Origin of the sequence: Streptomyces sp. NBC_00236, assembly GCF_036195045.1 — a bacterium.
GTDB lineage: Bacteria > Actinomycetota > Actinomycetes > Streptomycetales > Streptomycetaceae > Streptomyces.
Genome location: NZ_CP108100.1, coordinates 931,354 through 956,370 on the forward strand (window position 1 = coordinate 931,354; position 25,017 = coordinate 956,370).

Below are 25,017 nucleotides of genomic sequence, written 5' to 3' on the forward strand. Positions count from 1 at the left end.
GCCTACCGTCCGGGAACCTGGAAACCATGCGTCCTTAAGGGGATGAGAGAACGTGAGCGCAGTCGAGTCAGCACCCGACGACGTCAGGGCCATCGAAGCCGCAGCGGCACCCACGCGCTTCGCGCGCGGCTGGCACTGCCTCGGCCTCTCGGAGAAGTACCGGGACGGAAAGCCGCACGCGGTCCAGGCGTTCGGCCAGAAGCTCGTGGTGTTCCGGGCGGGCGACGGCACACTCAGCGTGCTGGACGCCTACTGCCGGCACATGGGCGGAGACCTCTCGCAGGGCACCGTCAAGGGCGACGAGGTCGCCTGCCCGTTCCACGACTGGCGCTGGGGCGGTGACGGCCGCTGCAAGCAGATCCCGTACTCCAAGCGGGTGCCGCTGCGGGCCCGCACGGCGTCCTGGCCCACGCTGGACCAGGACGGCATGCTCTTCGTCTGGAACGACCCCGAGGGCAATCCCCCGCCCGCCGATGTGGTCATCCCCAGGATCGAGGGCGCGACGAGCGACGAGTGGACCGACTGGCTCTGGTACGAGACGACCATCGACGCCAACTGCCGCGAAGTCGTGGACAACGTGGTGGACATGGCCCACTTCTTCTACGTCCACTACTCCTTCCCGACGTTCTTCAAGAACGTCTTCGAGGGGCACACCGCCACCCAGCACATGCGGGCGACGGGCCGCCCCGACGCCCGCCCCCAGGAGCAGGACGGCAAGCCGAAGACCACCGGCAGCGACTCGCTGGCCGCGTACCACGGCCCGTCGTTCATGATCGACGACCTGACCTACCACTACGACACCGGCGACCAGCAGTCGGTGCTGATCAACTGTCACTACCCGGTCGACGCCGACCGGTTCGTCCTGCAGTACGGAATCATCGTGAAGCGCTCGCCGTCGATGCCGGGCAGCGCGGCCGACGAACTCGCGGCGGGTATGGCGCAGTTCATCAAGCTCGGATTCGAGCAGGACATCCAGATCTGGCAGAACAAGGCCCGGATCGACAACCCGCTGCTCTGCGAGGAGGACGGGCCCGTGTACCAACTGCGCCGCTGGTACGAGCAGTTCTACGTGGACGTGGCCGACGTGAAGCCGGAGATGACCGACCGGTTCGAGTTCGAGCTGGACACCACCCGGCCCGTCGAGGCGTGGCAGAAGGAGGTCGAGGCGAACCTCGCCCGCAAGGCCGCCGCCCCTGCCGCCGAGGGCCGGCCGGTCTGATGCGGGTCGACAACCGCCTCGCCGACGGCGCGCCGATGCGGCCCCTGGCATGCGACAGGTGCGCCGCGCGGGTACTCGTACGCAAGAGCAGCCCGCAGCAGACGAGCGTGCAGTGGAACGGCGGCGCGATGGCCCTCTGCGCGGAACGCGAGAGGGCCGGAGCGGCCTTCGAGGGCTGCGGGTCACTGCGTGACACGATCCGTGAGGCCACGTTGCGGGGCACGATCGAAGTCGTGGACGCCGAAGGGGACGGGCCCGCACTCGGCAGCTGATCCCCGAAGGCACATCGAAGAAGGCCGGGTACGCCTACCCGGCCTTCTTCGTGCTCGCGTTCAGGCGCCGCCGGCAGCGGCCACACCCGCCCGCCGTCCGAAGAACGTGCCGTCACCGAGCGAGGTGCCGCTGATGTACCCCTCGCCGTGAATGCCGGAGGCGGCCCGTCCCGCGGCGTACAGCCCGGGGACCGGATCGCCGGACACGTCGAGCACCTCCCCGTCCGCGGTGGTGCGCAGCCCGCCCAGGGTGAACCCCGCGGCGCCCGTCCCGGCGCCCGCGCCGGGCCGCCCTCCCCGGTGGAAACCGGCCCTCGGGTCGACCGCCGCGAACGGGCCCTTCAACGGCCTGAGCCAGCGCGGGTCCTTGTGGAAGTACGGGTCCAGGGCCTTCGCCGCATGTGTGTTGTACGTAGCGACCGTGGACTCCAGGGCTCCCTGCGGCATTCCGAGTTCGGCCTCCAGCTCCGCCAGGGTCTCGGTGACGAACCGGGGCACCACGCCCCAGCGCTCCGTCTCCGGAATCGACTCGTAGCCCTCCTCGTCGATGATCACCCAGTAGGGTGCGGGCTGCGTCAGCACGGCGGCCACGCTGAACAGGCCGGGATACACGTCCTCGTTGATGAAGCGCTGCCCGTGGGCGTTGACCAGCATGCCGCGGGTGACCATCGCCGGCAGCGCGGTCAGGGCCAGCTCGACCACGGCCATCCGCCGGGTCGCGGCGCCGAGCGCGGCGGCCATCCGGATGCCGCTGCCGTCGTCGAGCCCGTCACTGACCTTGTCGTGGCCGATGAGGTGCGGGGCGTGGTCGGCGAGCATCTCCTCGTTGTCGGCGAACCCGCCGGTGGTCAGGACGACCCCCTTGCGGGCCCGGAAGGCGAGGTCCCGGCCGTGCCGGCGGGCGGTGACCCCGACGACCCGGCCGCTGTCGTCCACGATCAGTGCCGTGGCCAGGGTGTCGGCCTGCACGGCGGCCCCCGCGTCCTCGGCGGCGGCGACCAGCTTCTCCATCACCAGCCAGCCGCCGAAGGCATCGGTCGCGCAGCGGTGGCCGCGCGGCGCCGGGCGGGCGATCTCGTTGTACGGCCAGGCGTTCTCGCCCAGCCACATCAGCCCGTCCTTGGTGGTGGGCATCCACGTCGGCGCGTCCCACAGGGTCGGCTCGAAGGTCAGCCCGCGGTCGACGAACCACTGGAAGTGCGCGGCGCTGCCCTCGCAGTACAGGCGCAGCTTCTCCTGGTCGGCGTGCGGCCCGAGCGCGGCGTCGAGATAGGCGAACATGTCGTCCGCGCTGTCCTCGAAACCGCACGCCCGCTGCACCGGGGTCCCGCCACCGAGATAGAGCTCACCGCCGGACAGCGCGGAGGACCCGCCGGGGCCACCGGCCCGTTCCAGTACGAGGACATCGGCGCCCGCCGCCGCGGCCTCGTACGCCGCGGCGGCCCCGGCGCATCCGAAGCCGACGACCAGCACGTCGGTCTCCGCGTCGTAGTGGTCGACGGTCCCGGCGGGCACCGGTGTCACCGGCCGGGCCGCTCTCATGTGGCCGTCCCGGGCGGGGTGAACGCCGCCAGGGGTTCGGAGCCGGACCAGTCGTGGCCCCAGTAGCTGTCGGCGGTGATCTCCTCGGCGGTGTAGTGCGCCTCGTCGACGCGCATCCCGTCGTATCCGTACTCCAGGTCCCAGCCGCCCGGCGCGCGCACGTAGAACGACACCATCTTGTCGTTGGTGTGCCGGCCGAGCGTCGAGGAGAGCGAGAAGCCCTGCTTGCCCACGTTGTCGAGGGCGCGGCCGACCGCGTCCAGGCTGTCGACCTCGACCATCAGGTGCACCAGGCCGGGCGCCTCGCCGTGCGGGGCGGGGCAGACGGCGAGGCTGTGGTGGCGCTCGTTGACACCCATGAAGCGCACCCGGCGCGGCGACCCGCCCCCGAGCCGCATCGAGCCGCGGGGCAGGAACCCGAGGACTTCGGTGTAGAAGGCGATCGTCTCGTCCGGGCTGGTGGTGGGCAGGACGATGTGCCCCATGCCCTGGCCGCCGGTGACGAACCGCTGGCCGAGCTTGGTCACCACGGGACTGTGGTCGAGGACCGGGGCGAAGAACACCTCGACGGGCACACCCGCCGGGTCCTCGAAGGTGATGCCCTGCTCGACGCCCCGGTCGTCCGCCTCCTCACGGCTGAGCGGCTTCACTCCCGTACCGGACGCCTCGACTGCGCGGCCGACGGCGGCGAGCGCGAACTGGTCCCGCACCTCCCAGCCGATCGACAGCACCCGGTCGGTGTCGCCGGGCAGCACGACGAGCCGTGAGCGGCGCTCGTCCATGCGCAGGTACAGGCCGTCGGGGTGCGGCCCGGAGCCCTCGGCGAAGCCCAGGGCGTCCACGGCGAGTTCGCGCCAGCGCCCGATGTCGCCGGACTGGACCCGGAGGTAGCCGAGTCCGCGGATCTGTGTCATGAGGGGTTCCTCTCGGTCGGTCTGCGGCGTCAGATCATGGAGCGCATCGGGCCGTGCGGCGGCTCGATGCCGATCTCGGTGAGCGCCGAGGCGTGGAAGACGGATCCCGGCACATGGATGGCGTGCGTGAGACCCACGTGCGCGTCGCGCCAGAAGCGCTGGATCGGGTTGTCCAGCCGCATCGCGTTGCCGCCGGAACGGGCGACGATCTCGTCGACGGCGCGGACGGCCCGCCAGGCGGCGGCCGCCTGGGTGCGCCGGCCGACGGCGCGGCGCTCGAAACTGATCTCCTGGCCGGCCGCGACCGCGTCGTAGATCCGGCAGATGTTGTCCAGCAGCGCCGAGCGCGCCGCCGCGATCTCGGCCGCCGCCTCGCTGATGGCGTACAGGACGTACGGGTCGTCCTTCACGGCCTGGCCGGTGATCTGCACCCTGCCTCGCTGGTAGTCGAGGTGGTGGGCGAGAGCGCCCTCGCAGATACCGATCACGGCGGCGGTGATGCCGAGCGGGAACGCGGCCGAGAACGGCAGCCGGTAGGCGGGGTTGGTCAGCCCGGACTCGGCGGCCAGCGAACCGTCCACGACCTTGTTGTACTCGATGACGCGGTAGTCGGGTACGAAGGCGTCCTTGACGACGACGTCCTTGCTGCCGGTGCCGCGCAGCCCGACGACGTCCCAGGAGTCCTCGACGATCTCGTAGTCGGCACGGGGCAGGATGACGTGCACGGACTGCGGGGGGTTGGTCCGGTTGCCGTCGGCGTCGGCGAGGAAGCCGCCGAGGAAGATCCAGCAACAGTGGTCGGTTCCGGAGGAGAACTGCCAGCGGCCGTTGAAGACGTAGCCGCCGTCGACGGGCCGCAGCAGGCCCATCGGCGCGTACGGGGAGGCGATCCAGGTGTCGGGGTCCTCGCCCCAGATCTCCTCCTGGACCCGGGGGTCGGCCATCGCCATCTCCCACGGGTGGACGCCGACGACACCGGTCACCCAACCCGTGGCCCCGTCCAGGGAGGCGATCCTCATGACGGTCTCGGCGAACTCGCGCGGATGCAGTTCGAGACCGCCGTACGTCTTCGGCTGGAGCATGCGCATCGCCCCGACGTCCCGGAGGATCTTCGCCGCCTGGTCGTCGAGCCGGCCGAGCGCCTCATTGGCGGGTCCGAGCGCGCGGATCTCGTCGGCGCGTGCCTCGACCGCTTCGAGTACGGGATTGGACATGGCTGTTCTCACTTCCCGGAGGAGTTCGGTGTGGCCCCGGACCGGTTCTTCGCGGCGAGGGCGACCGCGATCTCGATGAGCTGGTCCTCCTGGCCCCCGACGAGCTTGCGGCGGCCCGCCTCCATGAGGATCTCGGCGCCGGACACCTGGTAGGTGGCGGCCTGGCGGGCGGCGTGCTTCAGGAAGCTGGAGTAGACACCGGCGTAACCCATCGTCAGCGACAGCCGGTCGAGCAGGCACTCGCCGTCCATGACCGGCCGGACCACGTCCTCGGCCGCGTCGATGATCTTCAGTACGTCGATGCCGGTACGGATCCCCAGCTTCTCGGCGACGGCGGCGAATCCCTCGACGGGGGTGTTGCCCGCGCCCGCCCCGAAGCGGCGGGTCGACCCGTCGATCTGCCTGGCCCCGGCTCGGACGGCGAGGACCGAGTTGGCGACGCCGAGGCCGAGGTTCTCGTGGCCGTGGAAACCGACCTGCGCGTCGTCGCCCAGCTCGGCGACCAGGGCGGCGATGCGGTCGCTCGTCTGCTCCATGATCAGGGCGCCTGCGGAGTCGACGACGTAGACGCACTGGCAGCCGGCGTCGGCCATGATGCGGGCCTGCCGGGCCAGCACCTCGGGTGGCTGGCTGTGCGACATCATCAGGAACCCGACGGTCTCCAGGCCCAGTTCGCGGGCGAGTCCGAAGTGCTGGACGGAGATGTCCGCCTCGGTGCAGTGGGTGGCGATCCGGCAGATCGACGCGCCGTTGTCGGCCGCCTCGCGGATGTCGTCCTGGAGGCCGAGGCCGGGCAGCATCAGGAAGGCGATCTTCGCCCGGCGGGCGGTCTTCACCGCGGCCTTGATGAGCTCCTGCTCCGGCGTGTGGCTGAAGCCGTAGTTGAAGGAGGACCCGCCGAGGCCGTCGCCGTGCGTGACCTCGATGACGGGGACCCCGGCGTCGTCGAGTGCGCCGACGATGGAGGTGACGTGGTCGACGCTGAACTGGTGCTGCTTGGCGTGCGATCCGTCCCTGAGGGACGAGTCGGTGACCCGGATGTCCAGGTCGGAGCTGTAGGGCATGGCTCGTGTACTCCTCGGTGAGCGGCGGTCAGGCGCCGGCGCGGCGGGCGGTGATCCGCTGGGCGAAGCCCTCGCCGACCCTGGTGGCGGCGGCGGTCATGATGTCGAGGTTTCCGGAGTACGGCGGCAGGAAGTCACCCGCGCCCTCCACCTCGATGAAGACCGCGACGCGGGCGAGTCCGCCGCTGACCGCGGTCTCCCCGTCGAACTGCGGCTCGGTGCGCAGCCGGTAGCCGGGGACGTACGCGGCGACCTTGGCGACGGTCTCGTGGATCGACGCGGTGACCGCGTCCCGGTCCACATCGGCGGGGATCGCGCAGAAGACCGTGTCCTGCATCAGCATCGGCGGTTCGGCCGGGTTGAGGATGATGATGGCCTTGCCCCTGGCGGCGCCGCCGATCGTCTCGATGCCCCGGCTGGTGGTGAGCGTGAACTCGTCGATGTTGGCGCGGGTGCCGGGCCCGGCGGACGGCGAGGCGACGCTGGCGACGATCTCCGCGTACGCGACCTCGGTGACCCGGGAGACGGCGTGCACGATCGGGATGGTGGCCTGGCCGCCGCAGGTGATGAGCGAGACATTCGGTGCGTCGAGGTGGTCGCCGAGGTTGACGGCGGGCACGACCGCCGGGCCGATCGCGGCGGGGGTCAGGTCGATGGCCTGGATGCCGAGTTCGGCGTACGTGGGGGCGTTGGCCCGGTGGACGTACGCGGACGTGGCCTCGAAGACCAGGTCCGGACGCTCGGCGCCGGCCAGCAGCGCGTCGACGCCGTCGGCGCTCGCGTGCAGGCCGTGGTCGGCGGCGCGCTTGAGGCCGGGGCTCTGCTCGTCGATGCCGATCATCCAGCGCGGCTCGATGTCGGGCGAGCGCAGGAGTTTGTACATCAGGTCGGTGCCGATATTGCCGGATCCGACGATCGCGGCGGTCGCCTTGGTCACGGTTCGAACCTCATCCGGGTCGAGTGGGAACGGAGAACGAGTGCGGGAGGGGGCGGCTCAGCCGTCGTAGGTGGCCTTCAGCCGGTCGCTGAGCGGGCGTGCCTGGCAGGCGAGGATCAGACCGTCGGCGAGGTCGGCGGCGTCCAGGACCTCGTTGCGTTCCATGGCCACCTCGCCATCGGTCAGGACACAGGCGCAGGCGCTGCAACTGCCCTCCCGGCAGGAGTACGGCGCGTCCAGTCCGGCGGCGAGCAGTACGTCGAGCAAGGGCGTGTTCCGGGGCCAGTCGACGGTGTGGCTCACCCCGTCCAGCTCCACCTCGGCCGTGCTGACGGGCCCGGCGGTGTCCGGCTCCGGTACGGGGTCGCGTTCCGCGAACGGATCGCCGGTCAGTGAGGTGAAGCGCTCCACGGTGATCCGGTCGGGCGGTATGCCCAGGTCGGTGAGCGCGCCGGCCGCCAGGTCCATGAAGGGGCCCGGCCCGCACACGAAGGCGGGGCGCCCGGCGTACGGGCCGGCCAGCGCGCGCAGGCCGGATGCGGTGGGCCGGCCCTGGACGGACTCCAGCCAGTGCAGGACGGTGAGCCGGTCCCCGTACTCCCTTGCCAGGTCTGCCAGTTCGTCGCGGAAGATGACGGACTGTTCGTCGCGGTTGGCGTAGAGGAGGGTGACCGCGCCGGATCCCGCGTGCAGGGCGGAGGCGAGGATCGACATCACGGGGGTGATGCCGCTGCCCGCGGCCAGGAGCAGGAAGTCGCCGTCGAGCGAGTCGGGGGTGAAGGTGCCCGCGGGCCGCAGCACCTCCAGGGTGTCGCCCTCGGTGACGTGGTCGCAGATCCAGTGGGAGGCGTACCCGCCCGGTGTGCGCTTGACGGTCACCTTCAGATGCTCGTCGCGCATCGGGGAGCTGCACAGCGAATAGCAGCGGGCCGCCCCGCCCGGGCGCTCGGAGGGCACCCGGACGGTGAGGAACTGTCCTGGCCGGTACGTGAACCGGGCCCGCTCGCCGTCCGCCGGCTCCAGGACCAGTGAGTGCGCGTCGGCCGTCTCCCGGATCACCTTGACCACGCGCACGGTCAGCGACGCCGGGCTCATGGGGCGCCTCCGGCGGCCCCGGCCCCCGTGCGGGTGACGGCGGCCGCGTGGCGGGCCGCGAGGTAGCCGAACACGATGGCGGGGCCGATGGTGGCGCCGGGTCCGGCGTACTCGTTGCCCATGACGGCCGCGGAGGTGTTGCCGGTGGCGTACAGCCCGGTGACGGCCGAGCCGTCCTCGCGCAGCACCCGGCTGTTCTCGTCGCAGACGAGGCCGCCCTTGGTGCCGAGGTCGCCGACCTCGATGCGGATCGCGTAGTAGGGGGCCTTGTCGAGCTCGTCGAGGTTGGGGTTCTTCATGGTCGGGTCGCCGTAGTAGCGGTCGTAGGCGCTGTCGCCGCGGCCGAAGTCGGTGTCCTTGCCGGTACGGGCGAAGCCGTTGAACCGTTCGACGGTCTCGGTGAGGGCGTCCGCCGGGACGTCGATGCTCCGGGCGAGGCCGGCGATGGTGTCCGCGCGGTGCACGGTGCCGTTCTCGTAGAACGCCCTGGGGAAGGGCATGCCGGGGAGGATCTGCGCGAACGGGTACCGGGCGCGGGCCTTGGCGTCCATGACGAACCAGGCGGTGGTGTGCCCGCCTTCGAGCTGGTCGTGGACGAAGTTGACGTACGGGGAGGACTCGTTGGTGAACCGCCTTCCGTCGGAGGAGACGATGACCGACGGCGGGATGCACCGCTCGGAGACCAGCGGGATCGTCGCTCCGGAGGGGTGGTGCACGGACGGCATCCACCAGGCATCGTCCATGAAGTCGAGCGCGGCGCCGAGTGCCTGGCCGGCCAGGATGCCGTCGCCGACGTTCTCGACGGCTCCGGCGCTGTGGTTGTCGCGACCGCCCTCGGGCAGGTACTTCTCGCGCATCTCCCGGTTGTGGTCGAACCCGCCGGTGGCGAGGAGCACGCCGCGCCGGGCTCCGACCCGTACGGCCCGGCCGTCGCGGGTGACGACGACGCCGGTGACCGTGCCCTGTGCGTCGGTGACGAGTTCGGTCATCGGGCTGCGCAGCCACACCGGTACGCCGGCTTCCTTGAGCGCCATCCGCATCCGCGCCACCAGCGCCCGGCCTCCGGTCGCCATGTGGCGCCGGCGGACCATGTTGGACGAGACGCGCCAGGCGGCGATCACGGAGGCCCAGCGTCCGCGCCAGGTCCGCTTGACCATGGCGAGGTCGCGGTAGTCCTTGGCGGTGATCCAGAGTCCGAGGGGGCCCTTGAGGCTGTTGGGCCGCTGGTGCTTCTCGTCCTCGCCGAGATTGCGGGTGTCGAAGGGCAGGGCCTCGACGGACCGGCCGAGCGGGCGGCCCCCGTCGTACTCGGGGTGGTAGTCGGCGTAGCCCTTGACCCAGAAGAACCGCAACCAGCGGCTCTTCTCCAGCAGCTCCATCGCGGCGGGGCCCTGGTCGACGAAGGCGTCGAGGCGGGCGGCGGGGACCCGGTTCTCGGTGAGCAGGTCGAGGTAGCGGCGCACGGACGCGCGGCTGTCGTCGTGCCCCCTGGCCTTCAGCGTGGGGTTGTTGGGGATCCAGATGCCGCCTCCGGAGATGCCGGTCGTTCCGCCGTACATCGCCCCCTTCTCGACGACGACGGTGCTCAGTCCGCTGTCGGCCGCGGTCAGGGCTGCGGCCATGCCGCCTCCGCCGCTGCCGACGACGACGAAGTCGAACTCCTCGTCCCAGGCTCCCTGGGCCGCGGCGCTCACGCCGTGTCCTTGCGGGTGAGGAAGGCGAGGACCGCGCTCTCCCAGGCAGCCTTCTGCTCGATCATCACCCAGTGCCCGCAGTCCGGGAACACGTGCAGTTCCGCGTCGGGGATGGTACGCATCGGCACGATCGACATATCGAGGGGACTCACCCGGTCGTCGCGGCCCCAGGTGAGCAGGGTCTTCGCGCGGAGCCGGTGGAGCATGGCCCAGTAGGGCGCCTCGTCGGACGCGGCGGCCGCGGCGGCTCCGGCCGCGAATGCCTCGCTCCCGTACATCCGGCGGGCACTGGCGAGCGTCTCCGGGTCGGTGGCGTGGTTCCACCGCTCCTCGATGAGCTCCTCCGTCACCAGCGACCGGTCGTACACCATGGAGTTCAGCCAGCGGACCAGTCCCTCGCGGGTCGGCTCGTCGGTGAACTCGGTGAGCAGTCTGATGCCTTCACCGGGGCTCGGGCTGTACATGCTGCGGCCGATGCCGCCGATGGTCACCAGTCGGCGCACCCGGTCCGGGTGGGCGAGCGCGAAGCGCGTGCCGACGATGCCGCCCATCGAGTTGCCGATGATGTCGACCTGGTCCAGGCCGAGCCCGTCCAGGAAGCGGGTCACGGACGAGGCAGCCGTCGCCATGGGGTGACCGTCGGCCGGGTCGCTGACCCCGAAGCCGGGGAACTCGAGGACCAGGCAGCGGAAGTGCTCGGCGAACGCCCCCAGGTTGTGCCGGTAGTTGCGCCAGCCGGTGACCCCGGGGCCGGATCCGTGCAACAACAGCAGGGGCGGGCCGTCCCCGGCCTCGTGGTAGCGCAACACGCCCTGATCGATGGCGAGTTCACGCAGTGTGGAGTCATGGCTCAGCGCCGTCATCATCCCTGCCTCGGTTGACCTCTGTGTCCGGTGGACCTGGTGACCCGGTGGGCCGGCCGGGGTGGTGGTCCCTCCGGGCGGCCATGGGTGCCGGGTGATCGGTTCCTGGACGGTAGCCACGGCCCGCCGGGCCACGCGGCGGGCGTCTCGGTGAGCGGGATGCGTACGGCCGCCGGGGTGCGGGCGGCCCGCGGTCCGGGGCCGTTCCACTCATCGGGAACCGCCCCCCGGCGCTTCGGCCGCTGTCCTACTTTCGGCCCCCTGCCCGGTCCCGGGCACACCACCGCACCGTCCCCGTCGAGGTGAACCCGATGACCGCAGAGCCCCTGTCCGCGCCCGAGGCATGCGAGGAGACCGAGCCGACCCCTGCCCGGATGCGGCGCACCATGGGCACCTTCGCATCCGGGGTCACGGTGGTGACGGGGACCGGCCGGGACGGAATCCCCGCCGGCTTCGCGTGCCAGTCCTTCGCGTCGGTGTCGCTGGAACCGGCCCTGGTCCTGTTCTGCGCGGACCACCGGGGGCGGGCCTGGCCGAGGATCCGGGAGACGGGCCGGTTCACGGTGAACATCCTGACCGAGGAGCAGACCGATCTCTGCGGCCGGTTCGGTTCGAGCAAGGGCCGCAAGTTCGAAGGGCTGGACTGGGAGGTCTCCCGCTGGGGTACGCCGTCCCTGCCCGGCGTCCTGACCCGGGTGCACGCCGATGTGTACGACGTGCACGGCGCGGGTGACCACGACGTGGTGGTGGGCCGGGTCCTGGCCCTGGAGACCGTGTCCGAACGGCAGCCGATGCTCTTCTTCCGCGGCGGCTTCGGCGTCGGAAGCCCGGCGGCGCCCCCCGTCCCGTGGGGCTGGGGCGACCACTGGGGGTGAGCTGAGGGGTGGCCGGCCCCGGCTTCCACGGCGACGACCGACCGGCTCGCACCGCCCTGCCGTTCACGCCGGGTGCAAGGGGCGATGGTGGCGGCAGCGATGTCGCTGTCGGGCCGGCGGCGGCGCAGCAGGGCCGCCGTGGACCGGCACCATCCCGCCAGGTGGGGCAGCGGATCGGCCGGTTCGGCCGCGGCCGCGGCCAGATCGCGCTCCGCGGCGGCCGGCAGCGGGACACCGAAGGCGGCGGCACCGGCGAGCCCGTTCCGCCGGAGGCCGATGTGGGCGTGCTCCCGGTCGTCGAGTTGGCCGGTGCCCAGCGCCGCGCGGCGGGCGTCGAACAGTGCGGCGCGGCCGCCGGACGCTGCGGCCGACTCGCCCGCCGAGCGGGCGAAGGCGGTCAGTCCGTCATCCAGGGCGGGTGTGAGGCCGTCGCGGCGGAGCTGTCCGGCCAGCTCCTCGCACGACCGGCGCCGAATCCGTATACAGGTTCCTCACCCCGGGCTACTGCCAGTCGCCGTACTGTCCCACCGCGAGCAGCCGGTCCATGGCCTGCGGGGACCACGTCTCCTCCGGCACGGCGGCGGTCCGGCGTGCCGCCCTGACCGGAGCCTCCGGCTCGGGGAACAGCTCGCGCGACACCTGCCGCGCCGCGTCCACGACCAGGGGCGCCACCTTCTCCAGCGGGGACCAGGCGTCGCCCACCAGCGAGATCGCGGCGACCGGCCCCTCGGGCCCGCGAACGGCGGCGGCGACACAGGCGATGTCCGGGAAGCACTCGCCGCGTTCGAAGGCGAGGCCGTGGCGGCGCCGGATGCGGTTGAGTTCCTGGTGCAGGGTGCCGATGTCGGCGATGGTGCGGTGCGTCAGACGGCCGATGGACTCGGCGGCCCTGGCCTCGACGTCCTCCGGTTCGAGCCAGGCCAGCATGGCCTTGCCGAGCGCGGTCGAGTGGGCGGGCGCCCGGCCGCCCACGCGGGAGGGCACGGCAGCGGCGAAGCGCCCGCCCACCTTGTCGAGGTAGTGCACCTCCGCCCCGTCCAGGACGGCCAGGTGGACCACCAGGCCCGTCTTGATCTGCAGGTCGTGCAGCCGGGCGGCCGCGGCCTCCCGGATCCTGCCGTGGGCACCGTCCCCGCCGCCGAGGCCGAGAGCGCGGCGGCCGAGTCCGTAGCCGAGGGCGGTGTGCTCGAGCCAGCGCAGCCGTACCAGCTGGTCGAGGATCCGGTGCGCCGTCGACCTGGGCAGCTGCGTGGAGCGAGCCACCTCCTCCAGCGAGAGCCGGGCCGCCCTGCCCTCGAAGACGTCCATGATCAGCGTCATGCGCTCGACCATCGACGGTGGCAGCTCGCGACGAACCGGTGTCTGCACATGGGGAGCGTCTTGGACAGCCGTCATGGGTGCCTCCAGCCACAGACTGAAATGAATTCTTGTTTTCCGGAATGTAACAGCGCCCCCCGAGCCCAGTGAAGAGATACGCACCGTCTCTTTTGCCCGCACTCACCCCGGCGGCCGCCGACCCGCCCCGGACCGGGCGCCCGGAAGAATTTTGCCCAGGGCGCAAAATTGCATAGCATGCACCTTCATGAGTGCCGACCACGACGCATCCCTCGGGCTGCGCGAACGCAAGAAGCGCGCGACACGCGACGCCCTTGCCGACATGGCCCTGCGCATGGCCGCGGACCGTGGGATCGAGCACCTGACCGTGGAAGCGGTCACCGACGCGGTCGGCGTCTCCGTGCGCACGTTCTTCAACTACTTCCCTTGCCTGGAGGACGCGATCACCCGCCCCGGGCACGACTGCGCCGAGCAGACCCGTCGGGCCGTACTGGACGCACCGGGGCACCTCACCGCACTCGAAGCCCTGAGTGAGGCGCTCGCCCAGGAGCTCGCCCAGGTCGAGGAGGACCACGAACGCTGGGAACTCCAGATGGCGGTGCTCAGGACGAGCCCCTCCCTGCTCCCGGGATTCCTGGCCGCCCAGGGCGCCGACGAGCGCGCCCTGGTCGCCGTCCTGGCGGAGCGTCTGGGCCAGGATCCCGAGACCGATCTGCAGCCCCGCCTGCTCGCGCACGTGGCCATCGCGGCCGTGCGCGCCACCGTCGAGGTGTGGGTGGCCTCCGGCCGCACCCGCACCTTCCAGAGCCTGTACCGCGAGGCGTTCGCCTCACTGGCGAACGGCCTGAAGACCTGAGGAACGGCCCACAGATCAACGGATCAACGCTCCACCCGACGAGTCACCACAGAACCTGTCACCGCAGAACCTGTCACCAGAGAATGAGGAACGTCAGCCGATGACCGCTGCCGTCACACCCGAAGCCGGTACCGCCGGTGCGCCCGAGGGGGCCGCGCCCGGCATGACGCGCCGCCAGATACTCCAGGCCATGTCCGGCCTGATGGCCGGAATGTTCGTGGCCATCCTGGCCTCCACCGTGGTCGCCAACGCCCTGCCCCGGATCATCTCCGACCTCAACGGCACCCAGTCCGCGTACACCTGGGTCGTCACGTCCGAGCTCCTCGCCATGACGGCGACCGTCCCGATCTGGGGCAAACTGTCCGACCTCTACGACAAGAAGCTGCTCATCCAGCTGTCGCTGTCGATGTTCGTCGTCGGTTCACTCGTCGCCGGCTTCTCGCACAGCGTCGGACTGCTCATCGTGAGCCGCATCCTTCAGGGCATCGGCGCGGGCGGGCTCACCGCCCTCGCCCAGGTCGTCATGGCGGCGATCATCCCTCCGCGTGAACTCGGGCGCTACTCCGGCATCTTCGGTGCCGTGTTCGCCGTCGGCACCGTCGCGGGACCGCTCATCGGGGGTGTGCTCGTGGACACCTCCTGGCTGGGCTGGCGCTGGTGCTTCTTCATCGGCGTACCGTTCGCGCTGCTCGCCATCGCATTGCTCCAGATGACGCTGAAGCTGCCGACGATCCGCCGAGAGGTGAAGATCGACTACGTCGGCGCCGTCCTGATCATGAGCGGCGTCAGCGCCCTGCTGCTGTGGGTGACCCTCGCGGGCAACCAGTTCGACTGGGCGTCGTGGCAGACCGCCGCACTCGTCAGCGCCGGCGTGGTCCTGCTGGCCGTCGCGGTCTGGGTCGAGTCCAAGGTCCAGGACCCGATCATCCCGCTGGCCATCTTCCGCAACCGCACCGTGGCACTGACGACGGTCGCGAGCCTCCTGGTCGGCGTCGCCATGTTCGGCGGCACGGTGTTCCTCTCGCAGTACTTCCAGATCTCGCTCGGCAAGACGCCGACCGTCGCGGGCCTGATGAGCCTGCCGATGATCCTCGGTCTGATGGTCTCCACGACCGTCGCCGGACAGATCATCTCCGCCCGGGGCAAGTGGAAGGGCTTCCTGATCGCGGGCGGCATCATCATGACGGCGGGCATGGGCCTGCTGTCCACGATCGGCGCGGACTCGTCGTTCGGCTTGCTCAGCCTCTACATGGTCGTGCTCGGCGTCGGCGTCGGCATGCTGATGCAGAACCTGGTGCTGGCCGCGCAGAACGACGTACCCGCTTCGGAGCTCGGTGCGGCCACCTCGGTGCTCTCCTTCTTCCGCAGCCTCGGCGGCGCGATCGGCACGAGCGCGCTGGGCGCGGTACTCGGCCACCGTGTGGCCCAGGAGATGGAGAAGGGCTTCGGCGGGGCCGCGGGCAACGGGGGTGCCGGACACGGCGTTCCCGACCTCAGCACGCTTCCCGAACCGGCCCGCCAGGTGGTCGAGCACGCGTACGGCGTCGCGACCGCCGACGTCTTCCTGATCGGCGCCCCCTTCGCGCTCCTCGCGCTGGTCGCCGTGCTGTTCATCAAGGAGAAGCCGCTCAAGACGCAGAGCGGCATGGAGCGGCTCGCGGAGGAGAACGCCGCAGCGGCCAGTTCCGCCGCAGCCCCGACGCACTGATCGCCGGGTCACCGAGCCCCGCACCGCCACGCGCCCCCCGCGTGTCGGTGCGGGGCTCAGTCGCGACGGGGCCCAATCCCGCAGGCTCCCGGCCCGCCCGAGCGGAACCTCGCACCATATGCGGGCGGACCGGGATGGATCGAGCCCATTTCCACCTGCCATGGTGTCGCCATGAATCCCCCCTTCGACGCGACCGTCAACGCGCCCGCGACCGCCGCGGAACGCTTCCCGCTCCAGTTCGCCCGCACCCGGCGCTTCTCGCTCGGCGTGCCCCGGCAGTTCACCGTCTCCCCCGACGGCGAACGTGTGCTCTTCCTCCGGGGCACCTCGGGCACCGACCCCGTGAGCAGGCTCTGGCTGTACGAGGGCGGTGCGGAACGGCTCCTGGCCGATCCGCTCGGGCCCGGCTTCGCGGACGACGCCCCGGGCGAGGCGCCGCCCGAGGAACGGGCCCGGCGGGAAAGGGCCCGTGAGACGTCCTCGGGAATCGTGTCCTACGCCACCGACGCCTCCGCGCGCCTGGTGGCCTTCGCCCTCCAGGGCGTCCTCTGGGTGCTGCGTACCGAGGGCGGCGCCCCGCTCCGCGTCCCGACGGCGGGACCGGTCGTCGATCCGCGCCCCTCCCCCGACGGCTCCCTGATCGCGTACGTGTCCCGGGGCGCGCTGCGGACCGTACGGGCGGACGGGACCGACGACCGCCCGCTGGCCGGACCGGACGGCGAGCACGTGACGTACGGGCTGTCCGACTACGTCGCGCAGGAGTCGATCGGGCGTTCGCGCGGCTACTGGTGGTCGCCTCGTGGCGATGCGCTCCTGGTCGCCCGGGTGGACACGGCACAGGTCCACAAGCGCTACATCGCCGATCCCTCGAACCCGGAGCGACCGCCCCGCGTGGTGGCCTATCCGGCCGCGGGCACGGCGAACGCCGAGGTGTCGCTGCATCTGCTGCGCGTGTCCGGCGAGCGGACCGACGTCCGCCTGCCCGCGCAGGCCGGCGACGGACACCCCGAAGACGTGTGGACGGACCGGGCGTTCGAGTACGTCGTGGCGGCGGGCTGGGACGGCCACGGGCCGCTCGTCACCGTACAGACACGGGACCAGCGGTCGGTCCACGTCCTGGAGGTGGACGAGGCGTCCGGCGCGACCCGCACCGCGCACCGGGCGCACGACCCCGCCTGGGTGGCCCTGCGCCCGGGCACCCCGCTGCGTCTCGGCTCCGGAGCGCTCGTCGTTCCCGCGCGGCCGGGCGGCGACACCCAGGGGCTGGACATCGGCGGCGCCACGACACCGCCGGGCCTGGAGGTCCGCGAGGTGATCGGCACGGCGAACGGGCGGGTGTTCTTCACGGCGGGCGAGGAGCCGACCGAGATCCATGTCTGGTCGTACGCCGCCGATGATCCCGATGAGGGGTTCGTACGGGTCAGCGGCGCACCGGGCGTGCACACGGCGGCCGTCGGGGGCCCGACGGTGGTCCTGGACAGCAGGACGCCGGACGGCCACACGGTGACGGTGCTGCGCGCCGGTGAACCGACGGGCTCGGTCGCGGTCCTGGCCGAGGAACCCCTCGTCACTCCGCGGCCGCTGGCCCTGAGCCTGGGCGAACGGGACCTGCGCAGCAGGCTCTACCTGCCCTCCTGGCACCGGCCGGGCGACGGTCCGCTGCCGGTGCTGCTCAGTCCCTACGCGGGACACGGCATGCAGATCGTCCTGGAGGTGCGGGCCTGGTGGGTCGCGGTCGCCCAGTGGTTCGCCGAGCAGGGGTTCGCCGTGCTGGTCACCGACGGACGGGGCACCCCCGGGCGTGGTGAGGCGTGGGAGAAGTCGGTGCACGGCGACCGCCTCACGGCCGTCCTGGAGGACCAGATCGACGCCTTGCACGCGGCGGCCGCCCGATACCCGGACCTCGACCTGACCCGGGTGGCGATGCGCGGGTGGTCGTTCTCCGGGTACCTGGCGGCGGCGGCCGTGCTGCGGCACCCGGAGGTCTTCCACGCGGCGGTCGCGGGTGCGGCCCCTGCCGACCGGCGGCTCTACGACACCCATTGGGAGGAACGCTTCCTGGGCCACCCGGACGTGCTGCCCGAGAACTACAGACGCAGTTCGCTCCTGGACGAGGCGGCGGCACTGACCCGGCCGCTCATGCTCGTGCACGGTCTTGCCGATGACAATGTGGCCGTGGCGCACACGCTGCGGCTCTCCGCGGCACTGCTCGCGGCGGGCAGGCCGCACACGGTCCTGCCGCTGTCGGGCGCCGGCCATCTGGTCGGCCAGGAGCAGACCGCGAGCAACCTGTTGCTGCTGGAGCGGGACTTCCTGAGGAAGTCCCTGGGTCTTTGAACACGGATCACCGGCTGCCCGTACCCCTGGACGAAGCGTCGGATCCACGAACACCGCAGAGAGGGAGCGCCCGTATGAGCGCATCGCAGGACCACGAGGCCCGTATCGGGCGCCGGACCGTCGTCACAGCGGCCGGCGCCGTATCGGTGGCCGCCGTACTGACCGCGTGCGGCAGTTCGAAGGAGTCGTCCGGTTCCGATGCCGTCAAGCAGACAGGCGGCAGCGCCTCCGCCGGCGCAGGCCCCGTTCTCGCGAAGACCACCGACATCCCGGAGGGCGGCGGCACGATCTTCAAGGACGAGGGGGTCGTGGTCACCCAGCCCGCGGCCGGCGAGTTCAAGGCGTTCTCCTCGAAGTGCACGCACGCGGGATGCACCGTGTCGACCGTCGCCGACGGCACCATCAACTGCCCGTGCCACGGAAGCAAGTTCGACGTGGCTACGGGCGACGTGAAGGCGGGGCCCGCCACCACACCGCTGCCCGCCGCCGAGATCACGGTCGAGGGCGACTCGATCAGCCTGGCGTCGTAGCCGGGCCGTCCTGGCGCCTCCTCACTTCCGTTCCCTGGTACGGCCGCCCAGCCAGCAGCCGAGGAGGTCGTCGGTCGTGGTCACGGTGGCGACCAGGGCGAGGGTGTTGCGGATCAGCGCGGGGGTGTAGTCGGCGGGCACCCCCGCGATGGCGTCGGACGGCACCACCGCGGTGTAGCCGAGGTTCACCGCGTCGAAGACCGCGTTGGGAATGGCGACGTTCGCCGACACACCGGTGACGACCAGGGTCCGGCAGCCGAGGTTGCGGAGCAGGGCGTCCACGTCGGTGCCGGCGATCGGCGACAGCCCGTGCAGCCGGCGCACGACGAGGTCCTGGTCCGCCACCTCGATCGGCTCGGCGATCCGTACCGCCGTGCTGCCGGAGTGCTGCTGTACCGGAAGCCGGCCCGCGGCACGGAAGAGGCGGGCGTTGGTGTTGGCGCCCCGCCCGTCCGGCCGGCGTTCGGCCACCGCGTGCAGGACCTGGACGCCCGCCTCATGGGCGGCGGAGACCAGCCGGGCGACGTTGTGCAGGGCCCCGGACGACCTGGCCTCCTTGGCCAGTTCGGGCAGCGCGCTGCCGGGGCCCACCACGCCCTGCTGGCACTCCACCGTCAGCAGCACGGTGGTCGCGGGATCGGTCTGTTCGGCTAGCTGTTCCCTGCTCGGCACGGCTGCCCCTCTCGATGACGGAACGGGCGCGCGAGGCTAACCTCCATTGCGTGATGAAGGAAGAGGCCCCATGATTCCTGACACGTAGTCAGCTAACAGGAGGGGGCTTCCCATGGCCGTCAGTCAGCGGCGGGGCCGCCGGATCATGATGACGGACGAGGAGCGCGACGCCTACCTCGCCGACCAGCGCACCTGTCGGGTCGCCACCGTCGGAGCGGACGGCCGGCCGCACGTCGGCGCGCTCTGGTTCTGCTGGGACGGCACCTCGCTCTGGCTCTACTCCATCACCCGGAGCCTGCGCTGGTCGCAGCTGAGCCATGACCCGAGGCTCTCCGTGGTCGTCGACGACGGAGTGGAGTACGGAGAGCTGCGCGGCACAGAGCTCTCGGGCGAGGCCGTCTTCGTCGGCGAGGCGCCTCGCACCGGCGAGCCCTGCCCGGAACTCACCGTCCCGGAGCGGCTGTTCGCGGCGAAGTACTTCGGCATGGAGACGATGCCGCACGACGGCCGGCACGCCTGGATGCGTCTCACACCCGATGCCGTCACGTCCTGGGACTTCGGCAAGCTGGCCGGTCTGTGAGCACCGGGGCCTTTCGTTCGGCCCCCGCTCCCCGGGCCGCCCCGATCCCGACGAAAGGCCCTGGGCTCAGACGTCCCCCAGCGGATCGTCCAGCTCCCGCCCCGCCTCCCTCAGCGCCGCGACCGCCGCCCTGATCGACGGGCGCCGGTCCGCGTCCGCCCGCCACACCGCGTGGACATGCCGTCGCATCTTCTGCCGCACCGGAACCAGCCGCACCCCGTCGGGCACCGGCCCCCGGCCCAGCCGGGGCGCCACACAGACCCCCATTCCCGCAGCGATCAGGGCGAGTTGGGTGTGGTGCTCACCGGCGAGGTGGGCGATGCGCGGTTCGATCCCCTTGGAGCGGAGGGTGAACATCAGCCAGTCGTAACAGAACTCGCCCTCGGGCCACGACACCCAGTCGTCGTCGGCGAAGTCCTCCAGGTCGACCTTGTCGCGCTCCGCGAGCGGGTGACCGGTCGGCATGGCGATGTCCGGTGCGTCGTCGAGCAGTTGCTCACGGGCGAGGCCACCCGGAACCGGCAGCCGCTTGTTGCTCCAGTCCAGCACCACGGCGAGATCGATGTCACCCCTGAGTACGGCGCGGATCCCGTCCTCGGGTTCCAGCTCCAGCGTACGGACCCGCAGTTCGGGATGGTCTGCGCGCAGGGCGAGGAGCGTCGCCGGGAAGAGTCCGCGCGCGGCGGTGGGGAACGCGCCGAGCCGGATCTCGCCCACCACCTCGCCCCGCTGGGCCTCGATGTCGGACTGGGCGAGTTCGACCTGCGAGAGGATCCGGGCCGCGTGGTCGGCGAGCAGCTGCCCCGCGTCGGTGAGCCGGATCCCGCGCCCGTTCCTGGCCAGCAGCTGCTGGCCCACCTCCCGCTCCAGCTTCGCCATCTGCTGAGAGACGGCGGACGTGGTGACGTGCAGCCCCTCCGCGGCGCCGCTCACCGAACCGAGCCGGGCCAGGGCATCCAGCGTGCGCAGGCGCTCCAAATTCAACATGTAAGCAATGCTACGCGGACACCCGCACAAAGTCTCACTTGTGCTACGAGATTGATTTCGTCATCGTTGACCTCATGAGCGCACCGCCCGCGCCGGGGACCCCGGCCACCGCGACCCCTGGAATCCGGCAGACCACACCGGCGTCGCCCCTCCCCGATCCGGCCGGCCGCACCGTCCGGCCCGCGCTGGACTGGCGGCTTCGCTTCGCGGCGCTCTCGCTCATCTGGGGCTTCAGCTTCCTCCTGATCAAGGTCGGGACCCATGGCTACGCACCGTTCCAGGTCACGCTCGGCCGGCTCCTGTCGGGGACCGCGGTCCTGGCCGTGGCCATGGCGGTGAAGCGGGAGCGACTGCCGCGCACCGCCCGAACCTGGGGCCATCTGGCCGTTGCCGCCTTCCTCCTCAACGCCCTGCCGTTCTCCCTGTTCGCCTACGCGGAACTGACCATCCCGTCGACCCTGGCCGGCATCTGCAACGCGACCTCACCGCTGTGGGGCATGGCGCTCTCCCTCGTGGCACTGTCCGAGGACCGGCCCACCCGCCGCCGCGTCGCGGGTCTCGGGCTCGGCTTTCTCGGCGTACTGACCGTACTGGGCGCGTGGCAGGGCTTCTCCGGTCTGGACTTCGGCGGTACGGCGATGGCGCTCCTGGCCTCACTGAGCTATCCCGTCGGCTGGATCTACGTCCGCCGGACGCTGGCGGGCAGCGGTTCGTCCGCCCTCTCCCTCACCGGCAGCCAGCTCTTCCTCGGCACGGTTCAGCTCGCCCTGGTGACCCCGTTGTTCACCTCGGTGCCGGACGGCCTCCCGCTGTGGCCCACCCTGTCCGTGGTCGCGCTCGGGGCGCTGGGAACGGGGCTCGCCGTACTTCTCCAGTACGGCCTGGTCACCGAGGTCGGCCCGACGACCGCGCAGATGGTCACCTACTTCATCCCGGTGATCGCCACCGCCGCCGGAGTCGCCGTGCTCGGCGAGCAGCTCAGCTGGAACACCCCGGTCGGCGCCCTCGTCGTCCTGGCGGGCGCCGCGCTGACCCAGAGCAGACCCCGCGGCTCCCGGGCACCGGCCCCGCCGGACCGCGCTCCGGGGCCGCGACGCCGGAAGCCGTCGTAGTTCATCCGTGGCTCAACGCGGCAGCGGGTCCCGGCAGTTCACCCGTGGCTCAACGGATCAGCGGGTCAGCGGGTCCCGGCAGTTGATCCGTGGCTTGACGGGCCAGCGGTCAGCGGGTCCGGCAGTTCATCCGTAGCTCAGCGGGTCAGCGGGGCTCGCCGCCGCGGCCACCGCGTCCGCGAGCGGTGCGATGTCGGCGTCGGTGAGCGGCGACACGGTGAGCCGGATCCCTTGGGGCGCCGTCATCCGGAAGCGGGCGCCCGGCGCCACCGCCCAGCCTGCGTGCAGCAGCCGCGCCACGGCACCCGTCTCGTCGCTGACGGGGACCCACACGTTCATCCCGCTGCGCCCGTGCGCCTCGACGCCCCGGTCCACCAGGGCCCGGACGAGTGCGTCCCGGCGGCGGGCGTACGACAGGGCCACCTCCCGGGTGTCGACCGCACCCGTGGTCCACAGGTGCACCACCGCCCGCTGCAGCAGCCGGCTGACCCAGCCGGGCCCCAGCCGCTGCCGGCCCGAGACCCGGTCGGCGGTCACGGCGTCCCCGGTGAACACGGCGACCCGCAGGTCCGGCCCGTACGCCTTGGCGACGGACCGCACGAACGCCCAGCGGTCCGTGACACCGGCCAGGGGGTGCAGCGGCAGGTCGACGATGGCGTGCCCGTGGTCGTCCTCGATGAGCAGCACCCCGCGGTACCCGGCGAGGACCGCCCGCAGTTCGGCCGCGCGCCCGGCACCGATCGCCGCTCCGGTCGGATTCTGCGCCCGGTCGGTGATGACGACCGCACGCGCACCCGCCCCGAGCGCCGCGTCCAGGGCGTCCGGCAGCGGGCCGTCGTCGTCGACCGCCACGGGGACCGGGCGCATGCCCAGCGCCGGAACGAGATCCAGCAGGCCACCCCAGCCGGGGTCCTCGACCGCGACCGCGTCACCGGGCCTGAGGTGCGCGACCAGCACCCTTTCGATCGCGTCCAGCGAGCCGGAGGTGGCGATCACCGGCCCGGCGGGAACACCGTCCGCGTCGAACCCGGCGCGCGCGAGCGCGGCGAACTCCGGCTCCACGGACTCCTGCGCATACATCCCCGGCGCCCGTGCGTACGCCTCGGCGACCGAGGCGAAGGCCTCCCCCAGCGCGGGCAGCAGCGCCGGATCGGGGTTGCCCTCCCCCAGGTCCCGCACACCCGGCGGCGCCTCCACCCGCACCGACCCGCGTGCGGTGCTCGCCGGCCGCGGCCGGACCCTGCTGCCCCTGCGCCCGGCCGTCTCGATCACGCCGCGCTCCCGCAGGGTGCGGTAGGCGGCCGCCACCGTGTTGGGGTTCACCCTCAGCTGACCGGCCAACTCCCGCATGGGAGGCAGCACCTGCCCAGGCTTCAGCTCACCCGAACCGACTGCCCGCTCCACACTGGCGGCAATTTCCGATGCACGCCGCCCACTGATCCGATACTCTCCTAGCACAAAATTCAGTATGCACTAGTGCAATGGAGTACGCAATGCCGGAGACCGCACCCCAGCAGACCACGGCCCCGGACCCCGCGACCGCTTACGACGCGACCGGACGCACGGTCCCGACCCGTTCCCGGGAGCGGGCCTCCTACGACCGGGAACAGGTCCACTCGATACTCGACGAGGCGTACGTCTGTCACCTCGGCTTCGTACGGGACGGCGCGCCCGTCGTCCTTCCCACACTCTTCGGCCGGGTCGGCGAGCGCCTCTACGTACACGGCTCGACCGGCTCCCGTCCGCTGCGGGCGGCGGACGGGAGCGACGAGGGACTGGCCGTGTGTCTGACGGTGACGCATGTCGACGGGCTGGTGCTGGCCCGATCCGCCTTCCACCACTCGCTCAACTACCGTTCCGTGGTCGTCCACGGCACGGCGCACACGGTGACCGATCCCGAGGAGCGGCGCGTCGCCCTCGACGCGATCGTCGAGCAGGTCGTGCCCGGGCGGTCCAAGGACTCCCGGCCCGCGGACTCGAAGGAGCTGGCGGCGACCGCCGTGATCCGGCTGGACCTGCGGGAGGTCTCCGCCAAGATCCGGACCGGTGGCCCGAACGACGACGCACGCGATCTCGCGCTCCCCCACTGGGCCGGCGTCGTCCCGCTCGCGCCCGGCTACGCCACACCGGTTCCCGCGGACGATCTCGACCCCTCGATCGTCGTCCCGGAGTATCTGAACGCACTCTGACGGAGCCCCTTCGGGTGGCGGGGCCGTACGGCATCACATGGCCCCGCCACCCCGGTGGTTCACACGGGGACGGCCGCCTCCCGGCGGGCATTCGCCGCGCCACGCGTCTCGGCGACGGCCAGCCCGACCACCGCCGTGAGCAGCAGCAGCGTTCCGGCGACCGTGGCCTGCGTGAGCCGCTCGTGGAGCACGACGACGGCGATGGCCGCCGCGCTGACCGGTTCGAGCAGCATGATCACCGACACGGTTGCGGCCCGCACCACCGCGGCGCCCGCGAAGTACAGCGCGTAGGCGAGGGCGGTCGGGATCGCCGCGATGTACACGAGCAGGGTCACCACCTGCGCCATGTGCTCCGTGTGCGGGACGAGGCCCTCGCCGGCCGCCATCGGCAGCAGCGCGACGGCGGCGATCCCGAACGCCCAGGCACTGGTGGCGAGCGCGTCGCCGCCGCCACCGTCCCGCCCGAGCCGACGGGTGAGCAGGGTGATCGCGGCGTAGCCCGCTGCGGAGAGCAGGGCCAGCGCGATCCCGGCAGGCCGCACCGTGCCCGCATCTCCGCCGAGTACCAGTACGGCGAGACCGCTCAGCGCTCCGGCGACCGCGGCGAGTCCGCCGAGGCCGAGCCGCTCCCCCATGGTCAGCCGGGCACCGACCGCGATGAGGACGGGGCCCGCTCCGAGCGTGACGACGGTGCCGACCGCGAGGCCGGTGACCTGGACGGCGGCGAAGTACGCGGTCTGGAACACGGTGAGGCCGATACCGGTACCGACGATGCGCAGCAGTCGCCGGCGCCCGGACTCGGCAACGGCCGCGACCCGGCCGGGCCGCAGCGCGAGCGCGGCGAGCAGGAACAGTAGCCCGCCCGCACAGCGCCAGAACGACAGGGCGAGGGGGCCGAGGTCACTGGCCCCGAAGAGCAACGAGGCGGCGGCACCGGCCGTGCCCCAGGCCACTCCGGCGATGATCAGATAGCACAGGCTCCGCCCGACGGGCAGGCCGGAAGCAGGGTTCGACACGTGACT

Annotated in this window: 23 protein-coding genes; 10 read left to right on the forward strand and 13 right to left on the reverse strand. The window is 71.9% G+C overall.

From position 1 onward, the window contains the following. Positions 1-52 precede the first annotated feature (52 nt). Together OG446_RS04080 and OG446_RS04085 are read left to right on the forward strand one after the other, a co-directional pair. Complete coding sequence (locus OG446_RS04080; RefSeq protein ID WP_328892737.1) at positions 53-1,219, forward strand: Rieske 2Fe-2S domain-containing protein; 1,167 nt, start codon at positions 53-55, stop codon at positions 1,217-1,219. Beyond that, positions 1,219-1,491 carry a ferredoxin gene (locus OG446_RS04085; protein WP_328892738.1) on the forward strand — a complete coding sequence of 91 codons (273 nt, stop codon included), beginning with the start codon at positions 1,219-1,221 and terminating at the stop codon, positions 1,489-1,491. The genes OG446_RS04080 and OG446_RS04085 overlap by 1 nt, the downstream gene beginning before the upstream one ends. Before the next feature lie 60 nt (positions 1,492-1,551). Here the strand turns inward: OG446_RS04085 and OG446_RS04090 are convergent, their stop codons facing one another. From OG446_RS04090 to OG446_RS04125, 8 genes are read right to left on the reverse strand one after another with little or no spacing between them, the layout of a single operon-like run. Further along, positions 1,552-3,033 (reverse strand): FAD-dependent oxidoreductase, encoded by a 1,482-nt coding sequence (locus OG446_RS04090; RefSeq protein ID WP_328892739.1) that lies wholly within the window; start codon positions 3,031-3,033, stop codon positions 1,552-1,554. After that, positions 3,030-3,947, reverse strand: coding sequence for a VOC family protein (locus tag OG446_RS04095; RefSeq protein ID WP_328892740.1), 918 nt, complete (start codon positions 3,945-3,947; stop codon positions 3,030-3,032). The genes OG446_RS04090 and OG446_RS04095 overlap by 4 nt, the downstream gene beginning before the upstream one ends. A gap of 29 nt (positions 3,948-3,976) precedes the next feature. Next, the gene (locus OG446_RS04100) at positions 3,977-5,161 is read right to left on the reverse strand and encodes an acyl-CoA dehydrogenase family protein (protein ID WP_328892741.1); all 1,185 of its coding nucleotides are present in this window, start codon (positions 5,159-5,161) and stop codon (positions 3,977-3,979) included. Positions 5,162-5,169: 8 nt separating this feature from the next. After that, complete coding sequence (gene dmpG, locus OG446_RS04105; RefSeq protein WP_328892742.1) at positions 5,170-6,225, reverse strand: 4-hydroxy-2-oxovalerate aldolase; 1,056 nt, start codon at positions 6,223-6,225, stop codon at positions 5,170-5,172. 28 nt (positions 6,226-6,253) lie between these two features. Next, complete coding sequence (locus OG446_RS04110) at positions 6,254-7,162, reverse strand: acetaldehyde dehydrogenase (acetylating) (RefSeq protein ID WP_328892743.1); 909 nt, start codon at positions 7,160-7,162, stop codon at positions 6,254-6,256. A gap of 57 nt (positions 7,163-7,219) precedes the next feature. Further along, the gene (locus tag OG446_RS04115) at positions 7,220-8,257 is read right to left on the reverse strand and encodes a ferredoxin--NADP reductase (protein WP_328892744.1); all 1,038 of its coding nucleotides are present in this window, start codon (positions 8,255-8,257) and stop codon (positions 7,220-7,222) included. After that, complete coding sequence (locus OG446_RS04120) at positions 8,254-9,951, reverse strand: FAD-binding protein (RefSeq protein WP_328892745.1); 1,698 nt, start codon at positions 9,949-9,951, stop codon at positions 8,254-8,256. Before OG446_RS04120 ends, OG446_RS04115 begins: the two co-directional genes overlap by 4 nt. After that, positions 9,948-10,817: an alpha/beta fold hydrolase gene (locus OG446_RS04125; protein ID WP_328892746.1), complete on the reverse strand. Its 870-nt coding sequence runs from the start codon at positions 10,815-10,817 to the stop codon at positions 9,948-9,950. Before OG446_RS04125 ends, OG446_RS04120 begins: the two co-directional genes overlap by 4 nt. Before the next feature lie 308 nt (positions 10,818-11,125). On the opposite strand from OG446_RS04125, the gene OG446_RS04130 reads away from it, so the two are divergent. After that, positions 11,126-11,689 carry a flavin reductase family protein gene (locus OG446_RS04130; protein ID WP_328892747.1) on the forward strand — a complete coding sequence of 188 codons (564 nt, stop codon included), beginning with the start codon at positions 11,126-11,128 and terminating at the stop codon, positions 11,687-11,689. Between the two features lie 501 nt (positions 11,690-12,190). Here the strand turns inward: OG446_RS04130 and OG446_RS04135 are convergent. Beyond that, positions 12,191-13,021, reverse strand: coding sequence for an IclR family transcriptional regulator (locus tag OG446_RS04135; RefSeq protein WP_443050263.1), 831 nt, complete (start codon positions 13,019-13,021; stop codon positions 12,191-12,193). A gap of 250 nt (positions 13,022-13,271) precedes the next feature. Between OG446_RS04135 and OG446_RS04140 the strand changes: the two genes are divergently transcribed. From OG446_RS04140 to OG446_RS04155, 4 genes are all read left to right on the forward strand, one after another. Beyond that, positions 13,272-13,880, forward strand: a complete 609-nt coding sequence (locus OG446_RS04140; RefSeq protein ID WP_328892749.1) for an acyl-CoA-like ligand-binding transcription factor — start codon at positions 13,272-13,274, stop codon at positions 13,878-13,880. A 100-nt stretch (positions 13,881-13,980) separates the two neighbouring features. Then, positions 13,981-15,588, forward strand: a complete 1,608-nt coding sequence (locus tag OG446_RS04145; protein WP_328892750.1) for an MDR family MFS transporter — start codon at positions 13,981-13,983, stop codon at positions 15,586-15,588. A 171-nt stretch (positions 15,589-15,759) separates the two neighbouring features. Beyond that, positions 15,760-17,925 carry a S9 family peptidase gene (locus OG446_RS04150; RefSeq protein WP_328892751.1) on the forward strand — a complete coding sequence of 722 codons (2,166 nt, stop codon included), beginning with the start codon at positions 15,760-15,762 and terminating at the stop codon, positions 17,923-17,925. A gap of 74 nt (positions 17,926-17,999) precedes the next feature. Further along, positions 18,000-18,455 (forward strand): Rieske (2Fe-2S) protein, encoded by a 456-nt coding sequence (locus tag OG446_RS04155; RefSeq protein ID WP_328892752.1) that lies wholly within the window; start codon positions 18,000-18,002, stop codon positions 18,453-18,455. A 21-nt stretch (positions 18,456-18,476) separates the two neighbouring features. Here OG446_RS04155 and OG446_RS04160 read toward each other — a convergent pair whose 3' ends face one another. Continuing rightward, a complete protein-coding gene (locus tag OG446_RS04160; RefSeq protein ID WP_328892753.1) occupies positions 18,477-19,127 on the reverse strand; it encodes a cysteine hydrolase in 651 nt (216 codons plus the stop codon). A gap of 112 nt (positions 19,128-19,239) precedes the next feature. On the opposite strand from OG446_RS04160, the gene OG446_RS04165 reads away from it, so the two are divergent. Further along, positions 19,240-19,707 carry a pyridoxamine 5'-phosphate oxidase family protein gene (locus OG446_RS04165; RefSeq protein ID WP_328892754.1) on the forward strand — a complete coding sequence of 156 codons (468 nt, stop codon included), beginning with the start codon at positions 19,240-19,242 and terminating at the stop codon, positions 19,705-19,707. A gap of 66 nt (positions 19,708-19,773) precedes the next feature. Here OG446_RS04165 and OG446_RS04170 read toward each other — a convergent pair whose 3' ends face one another. Then, on the reverse strand, positions 19,774-20,694 hold the full coding sequence (locus OG446_RS04170) for a LysR family transcriptional regulator (protein WP_328892755.1): 921 nt from the start codon (positions 20,692-20,694) through the stop codon (positions 19,774-19,776). A 74-nt stretch (positions 20,695-20,768) separates the two neighbouring features. Here OG446_RS04170 and OG446_RS04175 point away from each other — a divergent pair, with 74 nt between their 5' ends. After that, a complete protein-coding gene (locus OG446_RS04175) occupies positions 20,769-21,806 on the forward strand; it encodes a DMT family transporter (protein ID WP_328892756.1) in 1,038 nt (345 codons plus the stop codon). A 126-nt stretch (positions 21,807-21,932) separates the two neighbouring features. Here OG446_RS04175 and OG446_RS04180 read toward each other — a convergent pair whose 3' ends face one another. Beyond that, positions 21,933-23,264, reverse strand: a complete 1,332-nt coding sequence (locus tag OG446_RS04180) for an aminotransferase class I/II-fold pyridoxal phosphate-dependent enzyme (RefSeq protein WP_328892757.1) — start codon at positions 23,262-23,264, stop codon at positions 21,933-21,935. Positions 23,265-23,299: 35 nt separating this feature from the next. Between OG446_RS04180 and OG446_RS04185 the strand changes: the two genes are divergently transcribed. Then, complete coding sequence (locus tag OG446_RS04185; RefSeq protein ID WP_328892758.1) at positions 23,300-23,995, forward strand: pyridoxamine 5'-phosphate oxidase family protein; 696 nt, start codon at positions 23,300-23,302, stop codon at positions 23,993-23,995. Positions 23,996-24,054: 59 nt separating this feature from the next. Here the strand turns inward: OG446_RS04185 and OG446_RS04190 are convergent, their stop codons facing one another. Beyond that, positions 24,055-25,011 (reverse strand): DMT family transporter, encoded by a 957-nt coding sequence (locus OG446_RS04190; RefSeq protein ID WP_328892759.1) that lies wholly within the window; start codon positions 25,009-25,011, stop codon positions 24,055-24,057. Positions 25,012-25,017 lie beyond the last annotated feature (6 nt).